Source organism: Methylobacterium sp. Leaf94 (assembly GCF_001426045.1).
In the GTDB taxonomy this organism is placed as follows: domain Bacteria; phylum Pseudomonadota; class Alphaproteobacteria; order Rhizobiales; family Beijerinckiaceae; genus Methylobacterium.
The window spans coordinates 97,953-117,191 of record NZ_LMRM01000001.1 but is presented as its reverse complement, the minus strand read 5'-3'; the positions used below and the strand labels follow the sequence as shown (position 1 = coordinate 117,191).

The following is a 19,239-nucleotide window of genomic DNA, read 5'->3' as shown; positions in this document are numbered from 1 at the left end:
GAACGGATCCGGTACCGGGGCCGTCGCGCGTGAAAGGGTCTTCCGGCGGATGATGCGCCAATACGAACTTGTCGAGCGGGTGAAGCGCTACAATCCCGCCGCGAACGAGGCCCTGCTGAACCGCGCCTACGTCTACGCCATGCGCGCCCACGGCACGCAGAAACGGGCCTCCGGGGACCCTTTCTTCGCCCACCCCCTCGAAGTCGCCGCGATCCTCACCGACCTCCGGCTCGACGATGCCACGATCGTGGCGGCCGTTCTGCACGACACCGTGGAGGATACGGCGGCGACCCTGGACGAGATCCGCGAGCTTTTCAGCCCGGAGATCGGCGCCCTGGTGGACGGCCTGACCAAGCTGAAGCGCCTCGACCTCGTGTCCAAGCGGGCGGCGCAGGGGGAGAATTTCCGCAAGCTGCTCCTGGCGGTGGCGGCCGATGTCCGGGTGCTGCTCGTCAAGCTCGCCGACCGCTTGCACAACATGCGTACACTCCACCACATGCGGGCGGACAAGCGCGAGCGGATCGCACAGGAGACCCTCGACATCTATGCGCCGCTCGCCGGGCGGATGGGCATGCAGGAGTTGCGCGAGGAACTCGAGGATCTCGCGCTCCGCAATCTCAAGCCGGAGATCTACGCCACCATCGCCCAGCGGCTGTCCGACCTCTCCGCCAAGTCGGAACGCCTCGTCGAGAGCATCGAGCATGACCTGACCGCCAAGCTCGCGGCCCAGGACATCAAGGCCGTCGTCACGGGGCGGCAGAAGCGGCCCTACTCCATCTCGGCCAAGATGGAGCGCAAGTCGGTCGCCTTCGAGCAGTTGTCCGACATCTTCGGCTTCCGTGTCGTGGTCGAGACCCTGGCCGATTGCTACGGCGCTCTCGGTGTCGTGCACACGAGCTGGCCGATGGTCCCAAGCCGGTACAAGGACTACATCTCGACGCCGAAGCAGAACGACTACCGTTCGATTCACACCACGGTGATCGGCCCGAAGAGCCAGCGCGTCGAGCTGCAGATCCGCACGGCGGCCATGGACGAGATCGCCGAGTACGGCATCGCGGCGCACGCTCACTACAAGGAGAGCGGCGGCAAGGACGAGATCGGCGGTGGACACCCGCGTCTCGCGACCGAGAGCGGCGCCTACCAATGGCTGCGTCGAACCATCGAACTCCTGGCTGAGGGCGACAGCCCCGAAGAATTCCTGGAGCACACCAAGCTCGAACTCTTCCAGGACCAGGTGTTCTGTTTCACACCGAAGGGTCGCCTGATCGCCCTCCCCCGCGGGGCGACCCCGATCGATTTCGCCTACGCCGTCCATACGGACGTTGGGAACTCGGCGGTGGGTGCCAAGATCAACGGCCGCATGGCACCGCTGCTGCACGAACTCGTCAATGGCGACGAAGTCGAGATCGCCCGGTCGGATGGCGCCTCGCCGCCTGCTGCGTGGGAATCCCTGGTGGTGACCGGTAAGGCGCGTTCGGCGATCCGGCGCGCGACCCGCTCGGCCGTCCGGCGCCAATATGCGGGCCTCGGACGCCAGATCCTCGATCGTGCCTTCGAGCGGGCGGCCAAGAGCTTCTCGGAGGATAAGCTCCGCGGGGCGCTGCCCCGTCTCGCTCGTCAGAGCACCGAAGATGTCTTCGCCGCCGTCGGACGGGGCGAGATGTTCTCGGGCGATGTCGTGCGGGCGGTCTATCCGGACTACAAGGACGAGCGCCGCGGTGCCCCGGCACCCCTGCCGCAGCCGACCTCGACCGACGGAGCCGGGCGCCTCAGTCTGTCCAAGGATCAGACCATGCGGCTGACCTTCCCGGAGGGGCGAAGCGCGGAGCATGGCCGCTCGGACGGGATTCCGATCCGCGGTCTCGACAGCGACCTGCCGGTCAGCTTTGCGCCCAACGGTGGTGCTGTTCCGGGCGACCGCATCGTCGGTATCCTGACGTCGGGCGTCGGCGTCACGATCTACCCGATCCAGTCGGCTGCCCTCGCCGATTTCGACAACGAGCCCGATTGCTGGCTTGACGTGCGCTGGGACGTCGAGGCCGGGACGAGCGAGCGCTTTCCGGCACGTCTCGCCCTGCAATCGATCAACGAGCCCGGCGTCCTCGCACAGATCGCTCAGGTGATCGCCGATCATGACGGCAATATCGACAATGTTTCGATGAAGCGGAAGACGCAGGATTTCACCCAAATCGTCATTGATCTCTCGGTCTGGGACCTGAAGCACCTGAACGCCATCATCTCTGAGCTTCGCGGAAAGCGGACCGTGAACAAGGTCGAACGCGTCAACGGCTGAGGCGAAGGCGCGCTTAAAAAATCCGAAGCGTCTATTTGGCCGCCTGCCGCTCCCCTTTCGCCCATCCGATCGCGTGAGGACGAGAACGCGAAGGACCCGATGCGGCACGCAGCGACGGTTGTATTTCTGGCGTGAACTTCTGCAGATTGCTGTCTGCCCGAATTCATATCCGACGAAATTTGACTTCTGACGTGATACGGCTTTAAACAATCAGAAGGTATTTCAGTCGACAAAGCTTCGTTGCGTGATCAATCCGTTCTTTTTTGCTTCGAGTGCATTCTGAGCATCTGCAACCAGGGCTGAGGAGCAAGCATAAGGTTCGGGGTCGCCCACCATTTTTTACAAAGATATTCGTTTTTTGTCTTCCTCTTAAGCGGGTCAACCCATGAGCGCACAACAGCGCAGCGCCATATTTATTGATGGCGCGAATCTTTACGCAGCGACAAAGGCACTCGGGTTCGACATCGATTACCGACGTCTTCTCCGAGAGTTCCAGTCAAGAGATTCGCTTCTTCGCGCCTTTTATTATACGGCAATTGTTGAAGACCAAGAATATTCGTCCATTCGTCCGCTGATCGATTGGCTCGATTACAATGGCTTTCGTGTGGTCACCAAGCCTGCGAAGGAATTCGTCGATTCGATGGGTCGGCGGAAGGTGAAGGGCAATATGGATATCGAGCTGGCGATCGACGCGCTCGAACTGGCCCCCCATATCGACCACATGGTGCTCTTCTCCGGCGATGGGGATTTTCGGTCCCTGGTCGAGGCGATGCAGCGCCGCGGTGTTCGGGTCACGGTCGTCAGCACGATCCAGACGCAGCCCGCGATGATCGCGGACGATCTGCGCCGGCAGGCCGACGAGTTCGTGGATCTCGCGCAACTGATCGCACGGATCGGCCGCGATCCCGGCGAGCGAAGCCCGCGCGCCCCGGACAGCCGAAATTCCGGCGATACGGGAACCCGCTTCCGCGGCGAGACGCCGGAGCGCTCGGCGCGGCCGAGCCCCGCTCTGGAAAGCCGTTACGGCATTCGCCAGAGCGATGAGGCGGTCGAGCCCTGAAACGTCGGAAGACTGGCGCTTGCCGCAGAGACTGAAGGATAAGGCCGGGCGATCCCGTCGCCCGGTCGAACGTCATGCCGGCCGACGGGTATCGAGCCGTCCTGGCAGAAGTCATCGGCACCTCGGTCGAGGCACAAGAGCAACGTTTGGGCGACAGCCTATCCCGTCGCATAAGCTTCGTTCCAGCGTTTGTAGCGGCGCGTGACGGCGATGCCGGAATGGCGCAACCTGCTCCGTGACGTCTCCAGCTCAAATTGGAGGCGGCGATCACGGTGCAGACGATCCTGTCCCGCGTGACCGATGCGCCGTCTGGGCCGATGTCCGGCACGACCCGTTCCTGCCGCTGGCCGGCGGGGACCCAGTGACGATGCTCGGTGTGGCCCGCCGGCGGACGCGGATGGCGTTATGGGTTCTCGGCCGCCTTCGGAAAACAGGGCTAGCGCGCAACGTCTGACGACCCGTAGGCGCCCGGACAGCGGACGCGCTGCCGCATGTCGTCTGACCCCGATCTTAATGGCCGCGGCATTGCCCGGGCCCGCGAACCACTCGTGGCCTCAGCCCTTGTCACGCATGATGCGGGCGCGGTCGCGCTGCCAATCCCGCTCCTTCGAGGCCTCGCGCTTATCGTGCAGCTTTTTGCCCCGACCGAGGCCGAGCTCGATCTTGGCGCGTCCCTGCTCGTTGAAGTAGATCTTCAGCGGCACCACGGTGAAGCCCTCACGCTGGGTGGCGCCGATCAGCTTGTTGATCTGCTTACGATGGAGCAGGAGCCGGCGGGGCCGCTTGGTCTCGTGGTTGAAGCGGTTCGCCTCGACGTATTCCGGGATGTAGGCGTTAAACAGCATCAGGTCGGTGCCGGACGGGCCTGCATAGGCCTCCCCGATCGTCGCCTTGCCCTTGCGCAGGGATTTGACCTCGGTCCCCGTCAGGGCGAGTCCGGCCTCCAGCGTATCGGTGATCTCGTAGTGGTAGCGGGCGGCGCGGTTATCAGCGACGACGCGGCGGTTCGATTCGGGTTTGGGAGCCATCACAACGTCGGGTCAGGCCGGTCGCGCCATCGCGACCGGGCCGAGGAATATGGTTCTGCGCGGACCGCTTTGCCAGTCGGGCTCAGGCGTCGAGCAGGCCCGCGTGACGCAGGGCTGCGTCGACCAAGGTTTTCGTCTCTGCACTGACGGTGAGGAGCGGCAGCCGGACCTCGTCGGTCATCAGACCGAGCCGCGCGAGCGCGTACTTCGCCGGTGACGGGTTCGGCTCCACGAACATGCTGGCGTGCAGCGGCATCAGCCGGTCCTGGATCTGCAGCGCTTTGGCATAGTCGCCACCGAGGCTCGCCTCCTGGAGATCGGCACAGAGCCGTGGCGCGACATTCGAGACCACCGAGATGCAGCCGTGGCCGCCATGAGCGTTGAAGCCGAGCGCCGTCGCATCTTCGCCCGAAAGCTGGATGAAGTCTTCGCCCATGGCTTGGCGCTGCAGGCTGACCCGGTCGAGCTTGGCCGTTGCGTCCTTCACGCCGGCGATGTTCTTCAGTTCGTACAGGCGCGCCATCGTCTCGACGCTCATATCGACGATGGAGCGCCCGGGAATGTTGTAGAGGATGATCGGAATGCCGATGGCGTCGTTCACGGCCTTGAAATGCGCGTAGAGGCCGGCCTGGGTCGGCTTGTTGTAGTACGGCGTGACCACGAGTACGGCATCCGCTCCCGCCTTCTCGGCGTGGCGGGCGCGCTCCACCGCCTCGGCAGTGGAATTGGAGCCGGCGCCAGCGATCACGGGAACGCGGCCGGCGGCCTCCTCGATGCAGATCTCCACCACCCGGTCGTGCTCGGCATGGCTCAGGGTCGGGCTCTCGCCGGTGGTACCGGTGGGAACGAGCCCGTGGATGCCCTCGGCGATCTGCCAATTCACGAATTTGCGAAAGGCCGCCTCGTCGAAGGCGCCGTCCTTGAACGGAGTCACGAGGGCGGACATCGCGCCCCTGAGGCGTCGTGTGGAGGTCTCGGTCATCCTGGCGTTCCCAGACGTCGGTCTCGTCATGCGCCGGTTGTCCGGCAGCGGCACCGCTTCGCGCGGACGGGGAGACATAGGCCGTCGCCCGCACCGGCGCAAACGCTGCTTTCATGGGGTTAATGCCTTCTTAATGCCCTTCGGGTGAGCTTGAAGGTCTGTCCACGGTGATGGGACTGGAAGAACCATGGTGTTCTCGACGCAACGCGCGGCCCTGATACTGGCCCTCAGCCTGGCTTCGGCCGGCGCTCTCGCGGCCTCGGCGGGCCCGGACGGGGAGCCGAGCCTGCGGCCGGCGAGCGACGCGGTGGCGCCCTCCGCGGCACTGCCCGAAGCCAAGATCCCCGACCCGGTCGCGGCGGACGCGCTCAAGATCGACGCGAAAGCACCGGAGGCCGCCCCGAGCCAGGTTCTTCCCACCGCCGCCAAGGCCTATGCCTCCGCCGACCCTGAGGCCGGCATCGCGTTTCCGCTTCCCGACGCGGCGGTTTCGCCCGCAGCTCCGATTCCCGATGTGCCGGACCCGGCCCGGGCGGCACAGGTGGCGCCTGACGTGGACCTGCCGGCCCTGCGCCAAGCCATCGACGCCTATCGCAAGGGGCGCGTCTCCGAGGGCGACCGTCTGCGCGACGGGGTCAAGGACCCGGCCGCGCGCGCGCTCCTCGAATGGGTGGCGATCCGGGCCGGTGCCGGCATCGGCTTCGAACGCACCGTCGCCTTCACGCGCAGCAATCCCGACTGGCCGGCCGGCCCCCTCCTGCGCCGCCGCGCCGAGGAGGCCTTGCTGACCGAGCGCAGGAATTCCGCCACGGTGCGGGCCTTCTTCGCCGCCTCGCGGCCGGCGAGTGCGCCGGGCAAGTTCGCTCTGGCGCTGGCCTTCAAGGCCGACGGCCTCGACGGGGACGCCGCCGCTCTGGTGCGCGACCTGTGGCGCTCGGAAACCTTCGGCCGGAATCTCGAGACGAAGGTGCTGGATGCCTTTCCGTCGGTTCTGACCCGGATCGATCACCGCTACCGCATGGAGCGGGCCCTTCTGAAGGAGGATTACGACACGGCCGGTCGCGCCGCGACCCTGGCCGGCGGCAGCTACGCGACCCTGGTCCGTGCCCGCCGAGCCGTGGAGGACAAGAGTTCGACCGCGCCTGCCGCCCTCAACGCGGTCCCGCCGTCGCTGCGCAGCGATTCCTCCTACATCCTGTCCCGGGCGCAGTACCTGCGCCGCCACGACAAGGTCGTGGAGGCGGCCGCGATTCTGGCCACCGCGCCGACCAACGCGGACGTTTTGGTCGACGGCGACGAATGGTGGGTCGAGCGCCGGATCGTCGCCCGCAAGCTCATCGACGCCAACGACCCCGCCGCCGCCTATGCGGTGGCCCGCGCCCCCTGCGCCCGCACGGTGGAGAAGCGCATCGAGGCCGAGTTTCACGCCGGCTGGATCGCCCTTCGCTTCCAGGACGATGCCGCGAAGGCGGCGCAGCACTTCGACGAGGCCGCCCGGATTGCCGAGACGCCGATCTCGCTCGCCCGCACCGCGTATTGGCAGGGCCGGGCCGCCGAGGCGATGGGCCAGGCCGGGTCCGCCAAGACCTTCTACGAGCGCGCCGCTCTCCAGCCCATCGCGTATTACGGACAACTGGCGCGGACCAAACTCGGACGTTCCAGCCTGTCCCTGCGCAGCATCCCCAGCCTCGACGCGACCCAGCAGGCCGCCTTCGACCAGCGCCTCTACGTCCGTGCCCTGAAGATGCTGGAGGCTGCCGCGATCCGCGACCTCGCGCTACCGCTCTACATCGATACGGCGAACCGCCTCACGGATGCGGCCGAACTCGAAGCGCTCGGCAACGTCGCCGCAGAGCAGCGCAACTCCCGCGCCCTCGTCGCCATCGGCAAGATCGCGGTGCAGCGCGGGCTACCGCTCGACGCCCACGCCTACCCGACCATCGGCATCCCGAACTACGAGGCTTCGGCCGCCGTTCCTCTGGTGGAGAAGGCGATGGTCTTCGCCATCGCTCGGCAGGAAAGTCAATTCGACCCGCAGGCGCAATCCAGCGTGGGCGCCCGCGGCTTGATGCAGATGATGCCGGCCACCGCCCAGCGCACGGCGCGCCGGGTCAGCGCCAGCTTCGACCCGGACCGCCTGACCAGTGACCCCGCCTACAATGCCCGCCTTGGTCAGGCCCATCTCGGCGAACTGATGGAGGATTGGCGCGGCTCCTACATCCTTGCCTTCGCTTCCTACAATGCCGGCGGCGGGAACGTGAAGAAATGGATCGACGCCTACGGCGATCCCCGCAAGGGCGGTGTCGACCCCATCGACTGGGTCGAGCGCATCCCGTTCACCGAGACGCGCAACTACGTTCAGCGGGTGATGGAGAACCTGCAGGTCTACCGCAATCGCCTGGACGGCAAGAGCGCCCTCCTCATCGACGGCGACCTTCAGCGCGGGGCGCGCTGAAGGTCGCGTGGTCAGGCGGGTCCAGCCGCGCTACTTGGCAGGGTCTCCCCCGCTTGCCCCGGATCCGCCGTGCCCGAACCCGCCGAAACCGCCGCCGTCACCGCCGCCGTCCTGGTCATCGGTGACGAAATCCTGTCCGGGCGCACCAAGGACAAGAACATCGGTACGATCGCGGACTATTGCACCGCCATCGGCATCGACCTGAAGGAAGTGCGGATCGTTCCCGACGAGGCCGACCGCATCGTCCCTGCCATCAATGCCCTGCGCGTTTCCTACACCTACCTGTTCACCACCGGGGGCATCGGCCCGACCCACGACGACATCACCGCCGACTGCGTGGCTGCCGCCTTCGGCGTCGCGATTGACGTGGATCCGCGGGCGAAGGCGATGCTGCTGGAGCGCCACAAGCCCGAGGACCTCAACGAGGCCCGCCTTCGCATGGCACGCATCCCCGCCGGGGCCGATCTCATCGCCAACCCGATCTCCAAGGCGCCGGGCTTCCGCATCGACAACGTCATCGTCATGGCGGGTGTGCCGGGGATCATGCAGGCCATGCTCGACAATGTCGGGCCGACGCTGATGACCGGCGCCAAGGTCCTGTCGGAAACGATCGAGGCCGGCAATCTACCCGAAGGCAATTATGCCGGCGGTCTCGCGGCCATCGCCAAGGCTCATCCCACGGTCTCGATCGGCTCCTATCCGTCGATGACGCCGAACGGTTTTGCCAATCGCATCGTGGTGCGCGGCCGGGAAGCCACGTCTCTGGACGCCGCCCGGGCCGAGGTGGACGCGCTGCTCGCGAGATTGCGCAGCGGCACGCCCGCCTGAAGAATCCCAGAACCGGCCCGCTCCCATCGTGATCGCCCTCTTCGTCTGGCTCGGCTCGATAAGCGACGATGCCGGGCGCCTCTTCCCGCCGGCCCTGATCGGAAACATCTTCAATGACACCGCCCTGGTGGCGGTTCTGAACTTCGGTCGGGTCGCGCCGGAGGTCGAGGCGCAAAGAGCCTCCGACGGTGCGGTGTGAGCCCTCCCTAATCGTTCTGGTCGGGCCGACCCCGGACGTAGCCGTGCGAGATGAGGCGATCCCGGCGCAGGGTCCGGCGCTCGGCCTCGCACAGGTCCGTGAGGGCATCGGCCACCGCGCGATGGAGCGCGAGAACCGCATCGCCGCCGGCCTCTTCCAGGTAGGCGGCCACGATCGCCGCCGCAGGCGAAGTCCAGGCAGGCGTGGAGGTGGACCGTGGCTGCATAAGCGATCCTGAGTAAGAACATATCAGGAACATGCGGCCGAAGGTCAGGAATGGTCAACCGATCTGTCGAGCTTTTCCTCGCCCTCCCGACATCTCGGGAGCCGGCACACGCAAATGTGCCGGCGCCGACGTCAGGCTCGGACCAGGCCCTTGCCTTTCACGGCAGCCGCGAGGGCCTTCAGGTTACGGTTGAGATCAGCGATCTCATTCAGGGCGATCGTCTTGTGGCCGTCCTTGACCGCGCGCTCGATGTCACTGACCTGGTCGGTGGCGATGCGCTTCAGTTCGGCGGCGAGCTGGTCCCGTGTCATCGTCGCTCCTGTCACGGCTGGAGGGGTGCCGGACCGGGATAGCGCGACGTGCTTAACCGGCCGTTGTCGGCCCCCGCAGTGCATCGCGGCTCGCATGCCGACGGGGCCGTCCGCCGGAATTTCTTACGCCGTCTGACGCTTCCGAGGGGGGTGTGGCTTGCGGGGCATAGTCGGCTTGGACAACCGCGAGTAGCTTGACGGCAACTCTCCGACCCTGGGACAGACACCCCGATGATTGCAAAGACTTTCCTGGCTGGCCTCGCTTCGCTCGCCGCCATCGGCGCAGCAAATGCCGCCGACCTTCCGCGCCGTCAGGCGCCCCCGCCGGTCTTCGTGCCGGTGCCGGTCTTCACCTGGACCGGTTTCTACGTGGGAACGCACAGCTCCTACACCTTCAGCGACAGCCAGACCATTCGCACGGTCGGCAACAACGCCAACACCGCCACGAACGTCGCTCTCGGCCGCCGCGCTCCCAGCTTCAAGGCCGAGCAGGATGGCATCGGCAACATCGGTGGCGGCATCGGCTATAACTACCAGTTCACCCCGGGCTCCGGCCTCGTCGTCGGCGCCGAGGCCGACGTCACCTGGACCGACATCGGCAAGCGCCGCGACTATTTCGGCCCGGCCATCGCCCAGAACAACTTCATCCCGGATCCGAGCAGCTACCGGAACCGTCTGAACTATCTCGGCACCGTCCAGGGTCGCCTGGGCTACGCTTTCGATCGGTTCCTCGTGTACGGGACCGGTGGTTTCGCCTACGGCGAGGTCAAGTACCAGGCCGACTTCTTCAACACCGCCAACCAGCTGGCCTATTTCGGTCGCTACAAGGGCATGGAGACGGGCTACGTCTACGGCGGCGGAATCGAGTACGCGATCCCCACCGACAGCTTCCTGAACCGCTTCAACTTCATCGGCGGCCTCCTCGGCGCCAGCGCCATCACGCTGAAGGCTGAGTATCTCCGCTACGACCTCGGCAGCCGCAACGTTCTGGTGAACAACACCGGTCTCGGCGCTCCGGCGACCGGCTCGTACACCTCGCGCTTCAACACCGAGGGCAACCTGATCAAGGCTGGTTTCAACTACAAGTTCGGCTCGATGTAAGCTTCGATCCGGCGGCCCCGCGGGGCCGTCGCGCTCGTGGCCCGCAAGGAAAAGCCCCGCTCTCGCGAGCGGGGCTTTTCGCTGTTCGAAGGGGGTTCGCGCGCAGATCAGGTCCGCCAGGGGTGCGCGGGCAGCTCCGTCGACCCGATGCAGCTTGCGCCGGCCAGCGCCACCGCATGGTCGTTCTCGACCGTCGATCCGCTGACGCCGATGGCGCCGGACATCTCGCCGTCCTTGTCGACGATCGGGATGCCGCCCGGGAAGGTGATCAGGCCGTCGTTCGAATGCTCGATCCCGTAGAGCGGTCCGCCGGGCTGCGAGAGCTGACCGATCTGCCCGGTCATCATGCCGAAGAAGACAGAGGTCTTGGCCTTCTTCTGCGAAATGTCGATGGAGCCGACCCAGGCGCCGTCCATCCGGTAGAAGGCCTTCAGGTTTCCGCCGGAATCCACGACGGCGATGCACATCTGTGTGCCGAGCTCCGCGGCCTTCGCGCGGGCGGCCTCGATGGCCTTGTGCGCGTCTTCGATGGTCACGTGCATGATGGGATCTCCCTGAATACCTGGTGAGGGTCTTATGTCATGCGCCCGTCAGTCGGCTCGCTCTTGCAGGTTTGCCGCAACGCTTGGCCATGGCGGGCGTGGATTAACGAATGACGGGCGGTCTTGGTGCCGGCCAAGCTGCGGACCGGTCACCAAACAAAAGGGCCGCCCCGAGAGGGGCGGCCGAGTTGCGGGTTTCGTCAGGCGTCGGGCCGAGCCCTCAGCTCGCCGACATCGCGTTGGCCTTCTCGATCAGCGCCTCGGCCATGCGGATGGAGGCGATGTCGATGAGGCGGCCGTCGAGGGACACGGCGCCCTTGCCGGCCTTGGCGGCATCTTCCATGGCCGCCAGGATGCGGCGAGCCTTGTCGACCTCGGCAGCGGACGGGGTGAACACCTCGTTGGCGAGGTCGATCTGCGAGGGGTGGATCGCCCACTTGCCTTCGAAGCCGAGCGCGGCGCAGCGGCGGGCAGCGGAGGTGTAGCCGTCCGGATCGGAGAAGTCGCCGAAGGGACCGTCGATCGGGCGCAGGCCATAAGCGCGGCAGGCGACCATCATGCGGGCCTGGGCGAACAGCCACGGGTCCTGCCAATGGGTCTCGCGGTTGCCGGCCTCGTCCTTGTCGGTCAGGACCGAATAGTCCTTGTTCACGCCGCCGATGACGGTGGAGCGGGCGCGGGTCGAAGCGGCGTAGTCGGCGACGCCGAAGGACATGGCCTCCAGGCGCTTCGACGAGGTGGCGATCGCCTCGACGTTGGCCATGCCGAGAGCGGTTTCGATCAGGACCTCGAAGCCGATCTTCTTCTCGCGCTTTTTGGCCTGCTCGATCTGCGTCACCATCACGTCGATGGCGTAGACGTCGGCCGGCACGCCGACCTTGGGGATCAGGATCATGTCGAGGCGCGGACACGCTTCAACGATGTCGACCACGTCGCGGTACATGTAGTGGGTGTCGAGACCGTTGATGCGGATCATCATGGTCTTGTTGCCCCAGTCGATCTCGTTGAGCGCCTGGATGATGTTCTTGCGGGCCTGCTCCTTGTCGTCGGGAGCGACCGCGTCTTCGAGATCGAGGAAGATCACGTCGGCCTTCGAGGTGGCCGACTTCTCCATGAAGGTCGGGTTGGAGCCCGGGACGGCGAGTTCCGAGCGGTGGAGGCGCGGCGTGGCCTGTTGGATCAGGGTAAAGCTCATGGGGATTCCTTCCTGTTGCGAATGATTGGGTCGTTCAGGAGACCCGACGGTCGGGCCACCATACCCGTCCGGGTGCGGCTGCGCGCAAGACCGAGGGCCGGTGGCGGTCTTCGGTCTTGGGACAAATGGATCACCCCGTCGCGCCGAAGCCGACGGCGATGCAATTGATCGAGAGCAGCAGGGCGGACTTCACCGCCTCGCGTCGATCCTCGTCCTCCTCCGAGCGGAAGCGGCGCAGGAGCTCGACCTGCTCGCGGCTGACCTGGTTGATGGTCGGCAGGCGCCCGTTGAGGCGGTCGCGGAACAGGGGGAAGCGCTCGGCGAGCTCGCGGCCGCCGCTGACCCGCAGGGCCATCTCGCGGGTCAGGGCGTACTCGGCCTCGATCATCGGGAAGATGCTGTTGCGCGCGTTCTCGTCGGGGACGAGGCTCGCGTAGTCGCGCGCGATCTCCAGATCGACCATCAGCAGCGTCTTCTCGACCTCGTCGAGGATGAGCCGGAACGGCTTCGATTCAGCGAACAGCCGCCGCAGCTGGGCCTCGCCCTGCTGACCGCGCACGTCGAGGAAGCTCTTGAGGCCCGAACCGACACCATACCAGCCCGTGATGACGTGGCGGTTCTGCGACCAGGCGAACACCCACGGGATGGCGCGCAGGTCGGAGAGCGACCGGGCGCCGAAGCGACGGGCCGGGCGGGAGCCGATGTTGAGGAGCGCGATCTCGTCGAGGGGGCTCGCGGCGCCGAAATACGTCACCAGATCGGGGTGCTGGATCAGGTTGACGTAGGCCGCGCGCGAGGCGCCCGACAGCGCCTCCAGGCAATCGTCGAACTCGTTACGGGGGATCTTGGCGGCCTCGCGCTCCGACTTCAGGGCGTGCTCGAAGACCGAGGAGGCCAAAAGCTCCATCTGGTAGGCGGCGGTACCCCGGTTGGCATACTTGAACGAGACGACTTCGCCCTGCTCGGTGGTGCGGAAGCGTCCGTTGATCGAGCCCGGTGGCTGGGCCGCGATGGCCCGGGCGGTCGGAGCGCCGCCCCGGCTGACCGAACCGCCGCGGCCGTGGAAGAACGCGATCGGCACGCCGGAGGCCTTGCCGAGCTGGGTCAGCTTGTCTTGCGCCTTGTAAAGTTCCCAGTTCGAGGCGACGAAGCCGCCGTCCTTGTTCGAGTCCGAGTACCCGATCATCACCTCCTGGACGCCGCCCTGCCAGCGGGTCGAGCGGCGCACCACCGGGATCGAGAACAGCTCCTTCATGATCGCAGGCGCGGCGCGGAGATCGTCGATGGTCTCGAACAGCGGCACGATCGGCAGACAGCAAATTTCGGTGCCGGTGGCGTCGAGGAAGTTGCCGGCCTCCTTGGCCAGCAGGTAGGCGCCGAGGATGTCCTGCACCGAGCGGGTCATCGACAGGATGAAGGCGCCGAAGGCTTCGCGGTCGAGCTGCTCACGCATCTCGCCCACCAGCGCGAAGGTCTCCAGGGTCTCGCGGGCGTCGTCCGGCAGGTCGTCGAAGCTTCGCTCCCCGGTCCGGGGTTTGGCCAGTTCCTCGATCAGCCACTTCTTCCACTCGGGTGAATCGACGTCGGGCGGGGTGCGGTTCTGCCCATGGGACTGAATCCACAGGGCCTGCAGGGTCTTGGTGGTGCGGGTGGTGTTCTCGCGCAGATCCAGGCGGACGGTGGAGAAGCGGAAGATCTCCACCATGCGCCGCACCGGGCGCACCAAGTCGATCGCCAGCGAGGCGCATTTCGCGTCGGCGAGCCCCTGCTCCAGGGTCCGCAGGTCGTTGATGAGGCCGTCGGCACTCGGGTAGTCGGGCCCGGTCGAGCGCTGACCCTTGTTGCGCAGGATCGTCGCCTCGAGCTTGCGCAGAATGCAGGTGAGGAACTGCCGGTAGGCCTCGCCCGGGTTGCGGTTGGCGATGGCGCGGCCGTCGCCGCTCTCGGCCAGCATCTGCGCCAATTCGGCCTTGAAGGTCGCCGGCACCGGCAGCGAGCGTTCGGTGAGGGAGAGCGTGCGCCCGAGGGACGTCACGCCGTCGCGGTAGCGCCGCAGGGAGGCGAGGGCGTTGCGCTGCAGGGTGGTGCGGGTGACGGACGAGGTGACGTAGGGGTTGCCGTCGCGGTCGCCGCCGATCCAGGAGCCGAACTGGAAGAACGCCGGCACTTCGAACTTCTCGTCCGGGTAGTACTGCGCCAGGCTCTCTTCCAGGGAATAGAGCACCTCGGGCAGCATCTCGAACAGCGTCTCGTCGAAGAAGTGCAGACCCCAGGCGACCTCGCGCTCGACGGTGGCCTTCTCTAGGTGGAGTTCGCCCGTCATCCAGACGAGCTCGATCTGGTCGCGCAGCTCGTTCATCAGGCCGTTGCGCTCGCGCTCGGTCCAGCGCGGCAGTTCCAGCTCGCGCAGCACGAGGTAGATGCGACGGAACTTCTCCAGCACAGTGACGCGCTTGCCCTCGGTGGGATGCGCGGTGATCGTCGGGCGGATTCGGAGATCCTTGAGCAGCGCGTGGATTTCCGGCGCCTTGATGCCATTCGCCGCCGCATCGGCCAGCACGGCGCTGAAGCTGCCGCTCAGCGCCTCGCGGCCCTTGGTGCGCTCGACCTGACGGCGCCGGCGCATGGCGGCGTTTTGCTCGGCGATCGAGAGGAGCTGGAACCAGATGCCCTGCACCTGCAGCGCGCGGGCCAGCAGCTCGGGCGAGAATTCCGAGATGTTGGCGCGGCCGTGCAGCACGTCCTCGAGCTCGGGCTCGTGCCGGCGGGCTACGTCCAGGAGGGCATGGAACAGGATGTCGAGCGCTTCCTTCGACGAGGTGCCCGTGATGACGGGCGGCGCGAAGGCGTGGTCGACGGCTCCGACCGGGGCGTGAAGGGTATCCGTCATCGAAGGCCACCTCGAGGGAAGTATCAGCCGATTGACCGCGACGGAGGCAGCCAATGGATTGGTCTGTTGCGCCCCGCCGGCATGGGATCGGCGCCAGCCGTCGGGTTTTCAGTCGCGTCGCCCCTCCCCACTAGCGAGATCGATTTCGGCTAGGCCGGCGATCCGCCGGGGGGGAGCGGTGAGTCGAGGTTCGAATGTCGGCGCGTGGCCGATCCGCAGGACGGATCGGCGTCGGCTCACGCCGCCAGCTTACGCATCACCTGCGCCACCGTCGTGCCGAACTCACCGGGGCTCGGGGCGACCGTGAGACCGAAGGAGCGCATGATCTCGGCCTTCTCGGCGGCGGAATCGCCGGTCGCCGAGATGATCGCACCGGCATGGCCCATGCGGCGGCCCTTCGGGGCAGTGAGGCCGGCCACGAAGCCGATGACCGGCTTCGTCATGTTCTCCTTGATCCAGGCAGAGGCCTCGGCCTCCTGCGGACCGCCGATTTCGCCGATCATCAGGACGGCCTTGGTCTCCGGGTCCTGCTCGAACAGAGCGAGATGATCGAGGAACGACGATCCGTTGATCGGGTCGCCGCCGATGCCCACCGAGGTGGTGATGCCGATACCCTCGTCCTTCATCTGCGCGGCGGCCTCGTACCCGAGGGTGCCGGAGCGCGAGATCACGCCGACATTGCCCTTCAGGTAGATGTGACCGGGCATGATGCCGAGCATCGACTTGCCGGGCGAGATGATGCCGGCGCAGTTCGGGCCCACCACCATGGTGCGCTTGTCCTTGGGGTAGCGGCGCAGATAGCGCTTCACCCGCATCATGTCCTGGGCCGGGATGCCGTCGGTGATCGAGCAGATCAACGCGAGGCCGGCATCGGCCCCTTCCATGATGGCGTCGGCCGCGAAGGGAGGCGCCACGAAGGTGATGGAGGTGGTGGCGCCGGTGGCTTCCACGGCCTCCCTGACGGTGTTGAACACCGGCACGCCGAGATGAGTCTTGCCGCCCTTGCCGGGGGTGACGCCGCCGACGACGTTGGAGCCGTACTCCATCATCTCCTTGGCGTGGAAAGTGCCCTTGTCGCCCGTGATGCCCTGGATGATGATCGGGGTCTTCTCGTCGATCAGAATGCTCATGACGTATCCTCCCCGTTCTTAGTTGGCGCGCTTGGTCGCGGCGCAGGCCTCGACGGCCTTGGCGGCGGCGTCGGACAGGCTGTTGGCGGTGATGAGGTCGAGGCCGCTCTCGGCCAGGATCTTCTGGCCCGCCTCGACGTTCGTACCGGCGAGCCGCACGATCAGCGGCACGTCGATCTTCACCTCGCGCGCCGCCTGAATGACGCCCTGCGCGACCCAGTCGCAGCGGTTGATGCCAGCGAAGATGTTGACGAGGATCGCCTTCACGTTGCGATCCGACAGGACGAGGCGGAAGGCCGTGGCGACCCGGTCCGGCGAGGCGCCGCCACCGACATCGAGGAAGTTCGCGGGCTCGCCGCCGGCATGCTTGATCATGTCCATGGTGGCCATGGCGAGGCCGGCGCCGTTCACGATGCAGCCGATCTCACCCTCGAGGCCGATATACGAGAGGTTGTGCTCAGCGGCCTGGGCCTCGCGCGGGTCGCCCTGCGAGGGGTCGTGCATGTCGGCGATGTTGCGCCGGCGGAACATGGCGTTGTCGTCGAAGGACATCTTCGCGTCGAGCGCCAGGACCCGGTCGTCCTTGGTGACGACCAGGGGGTTGATCTCCAGCATGGTGCCGTCGCAATCGCGGAACGCCCGGTAGGCGTTCATGATCGTCTTCACGGCGGCCGACACCTGCTTGATATTGAGGCCGAGCTGGAACGCGATCTCGCGGGCCTGGAACTGCTGCAGGCCGACGGCGGGTTCGACGACCACCTGGATCAACGCCTCCGGCTCATTGGCGGCGATCTCCTCGATGTCCATGCCGCCGCGCTGGGAGGCGATGACCCGCACGCGCTCGGCCTTCCGGTCGAGGACGTAGCCGAGGTAGAGTTCGCGCTCGAACGGATCCGCGGTCTCGACGTAGACGCGCTGGACCGGCTTGCCCTCGGGCCCCGTCTGGAGGGTCACGAGGCGCTTGCCGAGGAGGTCCTTGGCGGCGTCGCGCACCTCGTTGTAGGTCCGGCACAGCTTGATCCCGCCGGCCTTGCCGCGGGCGCCGGCGTGGATCTGCGCCTTCACGGCCCAGAACGATCCTCCGAGCTCGGTCGCGGCGTAGACCGCCTGGTCGGCGCTGAAGGCCACGGCTCCCTTGGGAACGGCGACACCGAAGCCGGCAAGCAGTTCCTTGGCTTGGTACTCGTGCACGTCCATCAGCGTTCTCCTCGGCGTTTCTTTCTTGGGGCGACTGTCTCGTAAATTTCACTTCACGGAAAGTGCTTTGCCATTTATATTTTTTTAAATTACCGTTCACTCTGCCTTGAGGGACGGTGAACTGTATTCATTTTGCACAAGAGCCGCCCCGATGGCGTCGGGAGCAGCTCTTGTTACCTCTGATCGTCCGGTTTGTCTTGAGCCGATGCCTCGCGGAACCGCCCGGACGTACCCGAGGTCGACTCACCTCGGGTCCCGGGTCGGATCGCGCCTCAGTTCACCTTGGCCTTGACGACCTCATAGATGGACTCGTTCAGCGGACCGGCCGAGCCCAGGAGGGTTTCGAGTTCGCGCAGGCGCTCGTCGGCGAAGGCGCGGTCGTCGAGGCCCTTGGCGTTGACGTAGACGTTCAGGGCCGCGCTGCGCAGGCCCGCATGCGCGGAGAGCACCGCAACACCGGCATCCGAGATCACGTTCAGGTTGCCCTTGTCGGCGACCGTCTGGGCGAGGTCGATGACCTTGCGGCAGGCGCGGCAGCAGGCGAGCGGCACGTCGGTGGCGACCTTGAGGGCGGCCTGGATCCTGTCCGCCCGCGCGGCCTTCTCCTCGTCGGTGGTCTTGGGAAGCCCGTAGGCGCCCATGACCGCGTCGAAGGCCTCGACGTCGTTGGCGATCATGCCGGTGAGTTCGGCGCGCAGGGCCTCGGACTGTCCGAGGATCTCCGTGAGCTCGCCCTCGACCTCGACGTACTTCTTCTTCCCGATGGTGAGGTTGCACACCATGCTGAGGAGGGCGGCACCCATGGCGCCCGAGATGGCGGCGGCACCGCCGCCGCCGGGCGTGGGCGCCGAACTCGCCAGACCATCCAAGAAGGTCTGGATCGTCTCGTGCGCGGGATTCTCTTTCTCCGCCATGGCGATCAGGCCATCTTCTTGGCGAGCGCGTAGATCGCCTCGGCGTCGAGCACCTGCTCGGTGTTGTCGAAGAGCTGGCCGACGCAGGCGCGGTGCAGCTTGAGCTTCAGGCCGCCGATGCCGAGCGCGCCGAACACTTTCTTGCCGTGCCGATCCTTGCCCTTGTCCATGGCCTCGATGCCGCCGAAGCCGAGGGGCGGCTGAGCGTTGTAATCGGCCACGAACTCGATGCTGGCCTCGTCCTTCCAGGCGTCCTCGGGCAGGAGCTCGAGGCCGATGGCGCCGGCCGAGAACACGAGGTTCTGGCCCTTGACGATTTGTGCGCGCGAGGCGGCGTCGGGCGTCTCGGCGGCCTTGATGTTCACCTTGAAGCGGGTGTTGATCTGGTCGGCGGCGGCCTGGGCCTTGTCGAGCGAGCGACCGCACAGGATGACGTCGGCGCCTTCCTGCGCGAGGAGCGCGGCCGAGCGCATGCCGACCGGGCCGGTGCCCGCGAGCACGACGGCCTTCTTGCCCTGCAGCGACCCGGCCGCCTTTTGCACCAGCGCGACGCCGGCGGCGGCGGTGGTGTTGGAGCCGTTGGAATCGAGCATGATCGAGACGCGGAACGGGCCGAAGAAGCGCTTCTTCACCGCCTCGAACACGGCCTCGCCGGCCGCCATGCTGCCGCCGCCGACGAAGATCGCCGTCGACTTCTTCTCGGAGCCGCCGCGGGTGTAGATCGTGCCGTCGACCAGTGCGCCGACATTGTCCGGAGTGACGTTGCCGTAGCCGGTGATGTGATCCGCGCCGCCATCGTAACCGACGACCACGTCGAACACGCTCGGGACGGCGTCGGTGTCGAATTGGAACAGCAGCTTCTTCATGTCTTCAGGATCCCTGTCGGTT

Annotated in this window: 17 protein-coding genes; 6 read left to right on the top strand and 11 right to left on the bottom strand. The window is 66.4% G+C overall.

The features are described from left to right. Positions 1–49 precede the first annotated feature (49 nt). Both ASG63_RS00520 and ASG63_RS00515 read left to right on the top strand, forming a co-directional pair. Positions 50–2,293 (top strand): RelA/SpoT family protein, encoded by a 2,244-nt coding sequence (locus tag ASG63_RS00520; protein ID WP_056211009.1) that lies wholly within the window; start codon positions 50–52, stop codon positions 2,291–2,293. A gap of 385 nt (positions 2,294–2,678) precedes the next feature. Continuing rightward, complete coding sequence (locus ASG63_RS00515; protein ID WP_056211007.1) at positions 2,679–3,353, top strand: LabA-like NYN domain-containing protein; 675 nt, start codon at positions 2,679–2,681, stop codon at positions 3,351–3,353. A gap of 554 nt (positions 3,354–3,907) precedes the next feature. On the opposite strand, the gene smpB is transcribed toward ASG63_RS00515, so the two are convergent. Next, positions 3,908–4,381, bottom strand: coding sequence for an SsrA-binding protein SmpB (gene smpB, locus ASG63_RS00510; protein ID WP_056189358.1), 474 nt, complete (start codon positions 4,379–4,381; stop codon positions 3,908–3,910). 82 nt (positions 4,382–4,463) lie between these two features. Further along, a complete protein-coding gene (gene dapA, locus ASG63_RS00505; protein ID WP_056211006.1) occupies positions 4,464–5,363 on the bottom strand; it encodes a 4-hydroxy-tetrahydrodipicolinate synthase in 900 nt (299 codons plus the stop codon). A gap of 187 nt (positions 5,364–5,550) precedes the next feature. Here dapA and ASG63_RS00500 point away from each other — a divergent pair, with 187 nt between their 5' ends. The 3 genes from ASG63_RS00500 to ASG63_RS24850 all read left to right on the top strand — a co-directional run bounded on the left by ASG63_RS00500 (position 5,551) and on the right by ASG63_RS24850 (position 8,845). After that, a complete protein-coding gene (locus ASG63_RS00500; protein ID WP_056211004.1) occupies positions 5,551–7,818 on the top strand; it encodes a lytic transglycosylase domain-containing protein in 2,268 nt (755 codons plus the stop codon). 69 nt (positions 7,819–7,887) lie between these two features. Then, on the top strand, positions 7,888–8,646 hold the full coding sequence (locus ASG63_RS00495) for a competence/damage-inducible protein A (protein ID WP_056211002.1): 759 nt from the start codon (positions 7,888–7,890) through the stop codon (positions 8,644–8,646). Between the two features lie 28 nt (positions 8,647–8,674). Next, positions 8,675–8,845: a hypothetical protein gene (locus tag ASG63_RS24850; RefSeq protein ID WP_200957514.1), complete on the top strand. Its 171-nt coding sequence runs from the start codon at positions 8,675–8,677 to the stop codon at positions 8,843–8,845. Positions 8,846–8,852: 7 nt separating this feature from the next. On the opposite strand, the gene ASG63_RS00490 is transcribed toward ASG63_RS24850, so the two are convergent. Next, positions 8,853–9,071, bottom strand: coding sequence for a hypothetical protein (locus ASG63_RS00490; RefSeq protein WP_056211000.1), 219 nt, complete (start codon positions 9,069–9,071; stop codon positions 8,853–8,855). A 131-nt stretch (positions 9,072–9,202) separates the two neighbouring features. Further along, entirely contained in the window at positions 9,203–9,382 is a 180-nt protein-coding gene (locus tag ASG63_RS00485) for a hypothetical protein (protein ID WP_056189372.1), read from the bottom strand. A gap of 231 nt (positions 9,383–9,613) precedes the next feature. Between ASG63_RS00485 and ASG63_RS00480 the strand changes: the two genes are divergently transcribed. Next, positions 9,614–10,483 carry an outer membrane protein gene (locus ASG63_RS00480; protein WP_056210998.1) on the top strand — a complete coding sequence of 290 codons (870 nt, stop codon included), beginning with the start codon at positions 9,614–9,616 and terminating at the stop codon, positions 10,481–10,483. 107 nt (positions 10,484–10,590) lie between these two features. On the opposite strand, the gene ASG63_RS00475 is transcribed toward ASG63_RS00480, so the two are convergent. The 7 genes from ASG63_RS00475 to ASG63_RS00445 form a co-directional block, all read right to left on the bottom strand. Then, positions 10,591–11,025 (bottom strand): GlcG/HbpS family heme-binding protein, encoded by a 435-nt coding sequence (locus ASG63_RS00475; RefSeq protein WP_056210996.1) that lies wholly within the window; start codon positions 11,023–11,025, stop codon positions 10,591–10,593. A 220-nt stretch (positions 11,026–11,245) separates the two neighbouring features. After that, the gene (locus ASG63_RS00470) at positions 11,246–12,220 is read right to left on the bottom strand and encodes an HpcH/HpaI aldolase/citrate lyase family protein (protein ID WP_056210994.1); all 975 of its coding nucleotides are present in this window, start codon (positions 12,218–12,220) and stop codon (positions 11,246–11,248) included. Positions 12,221–12,350: 130 nt separating this feature from the next. Next, positions 12,351–15,110, bottom strand: coding sequence for a phosphoenolpyruvate carboxylase (locus tag ASG63_RS00465; RefSeq protein WP_056210992.1), 2,760 nt, complete (start codon positions 15,108–15,110; stop codon positions 12,351–12,353). A 236-nt stretch (positions 15,111–15,346) separates the two neighbouring features. After that, entirely contained in the window at positions 15,347–16,240 is an 894-nt protein-coding gene (gene sucD / locus ASG63_RS00460; protein ID WP_056210989.1) for a succinate--CoA ligase subunit alpha, read from the bottom strand. A gap of 18 nt (positions 16,241–16,258) precedes the next feature. After that, positions 16,259–17,437, bottom strand: coding sequence for a malate--CoA ligase subunit beta (locus tag ASG63_RS00455; RefSeq protein ID WP_056210987.1), 1,179 nt, complete (start codon positions 17,435–17,437; stop codon positions 16,259–16,261). 272 nt (positions 17,438–17,709) lie between these two features. Beyond that, positions 17,710–18,351 (bottom strand): methenyltetrahydrofolate cyclohydrolase, encoded by a 642-nt coding sequence (gene fchA, locus ASG63_RS00450; protein ID WP_056210985.1) that lies wholly within the window; start codon positions 18,349–18,351, stop codon positions 17,710–17,712. A gap of 5 nt (positions 18,352–18,356) precedes the next feature. Then, on the bottom strand, positions 18,357–19,217 hold the full coding sequence (locus tag ASG63_RS00445) for an NADP-dependent methylenetetrahydromethanopterin/methylenetetrahydrofolate dehydrogenase (protein ID WP_056210983.1): 861 nt from the start codon (positions 19,215–19,217) through the stop codon (positions 18,357–18,359). Positions 19,218–19,239 lie beyond the last annotated feature (22 nt).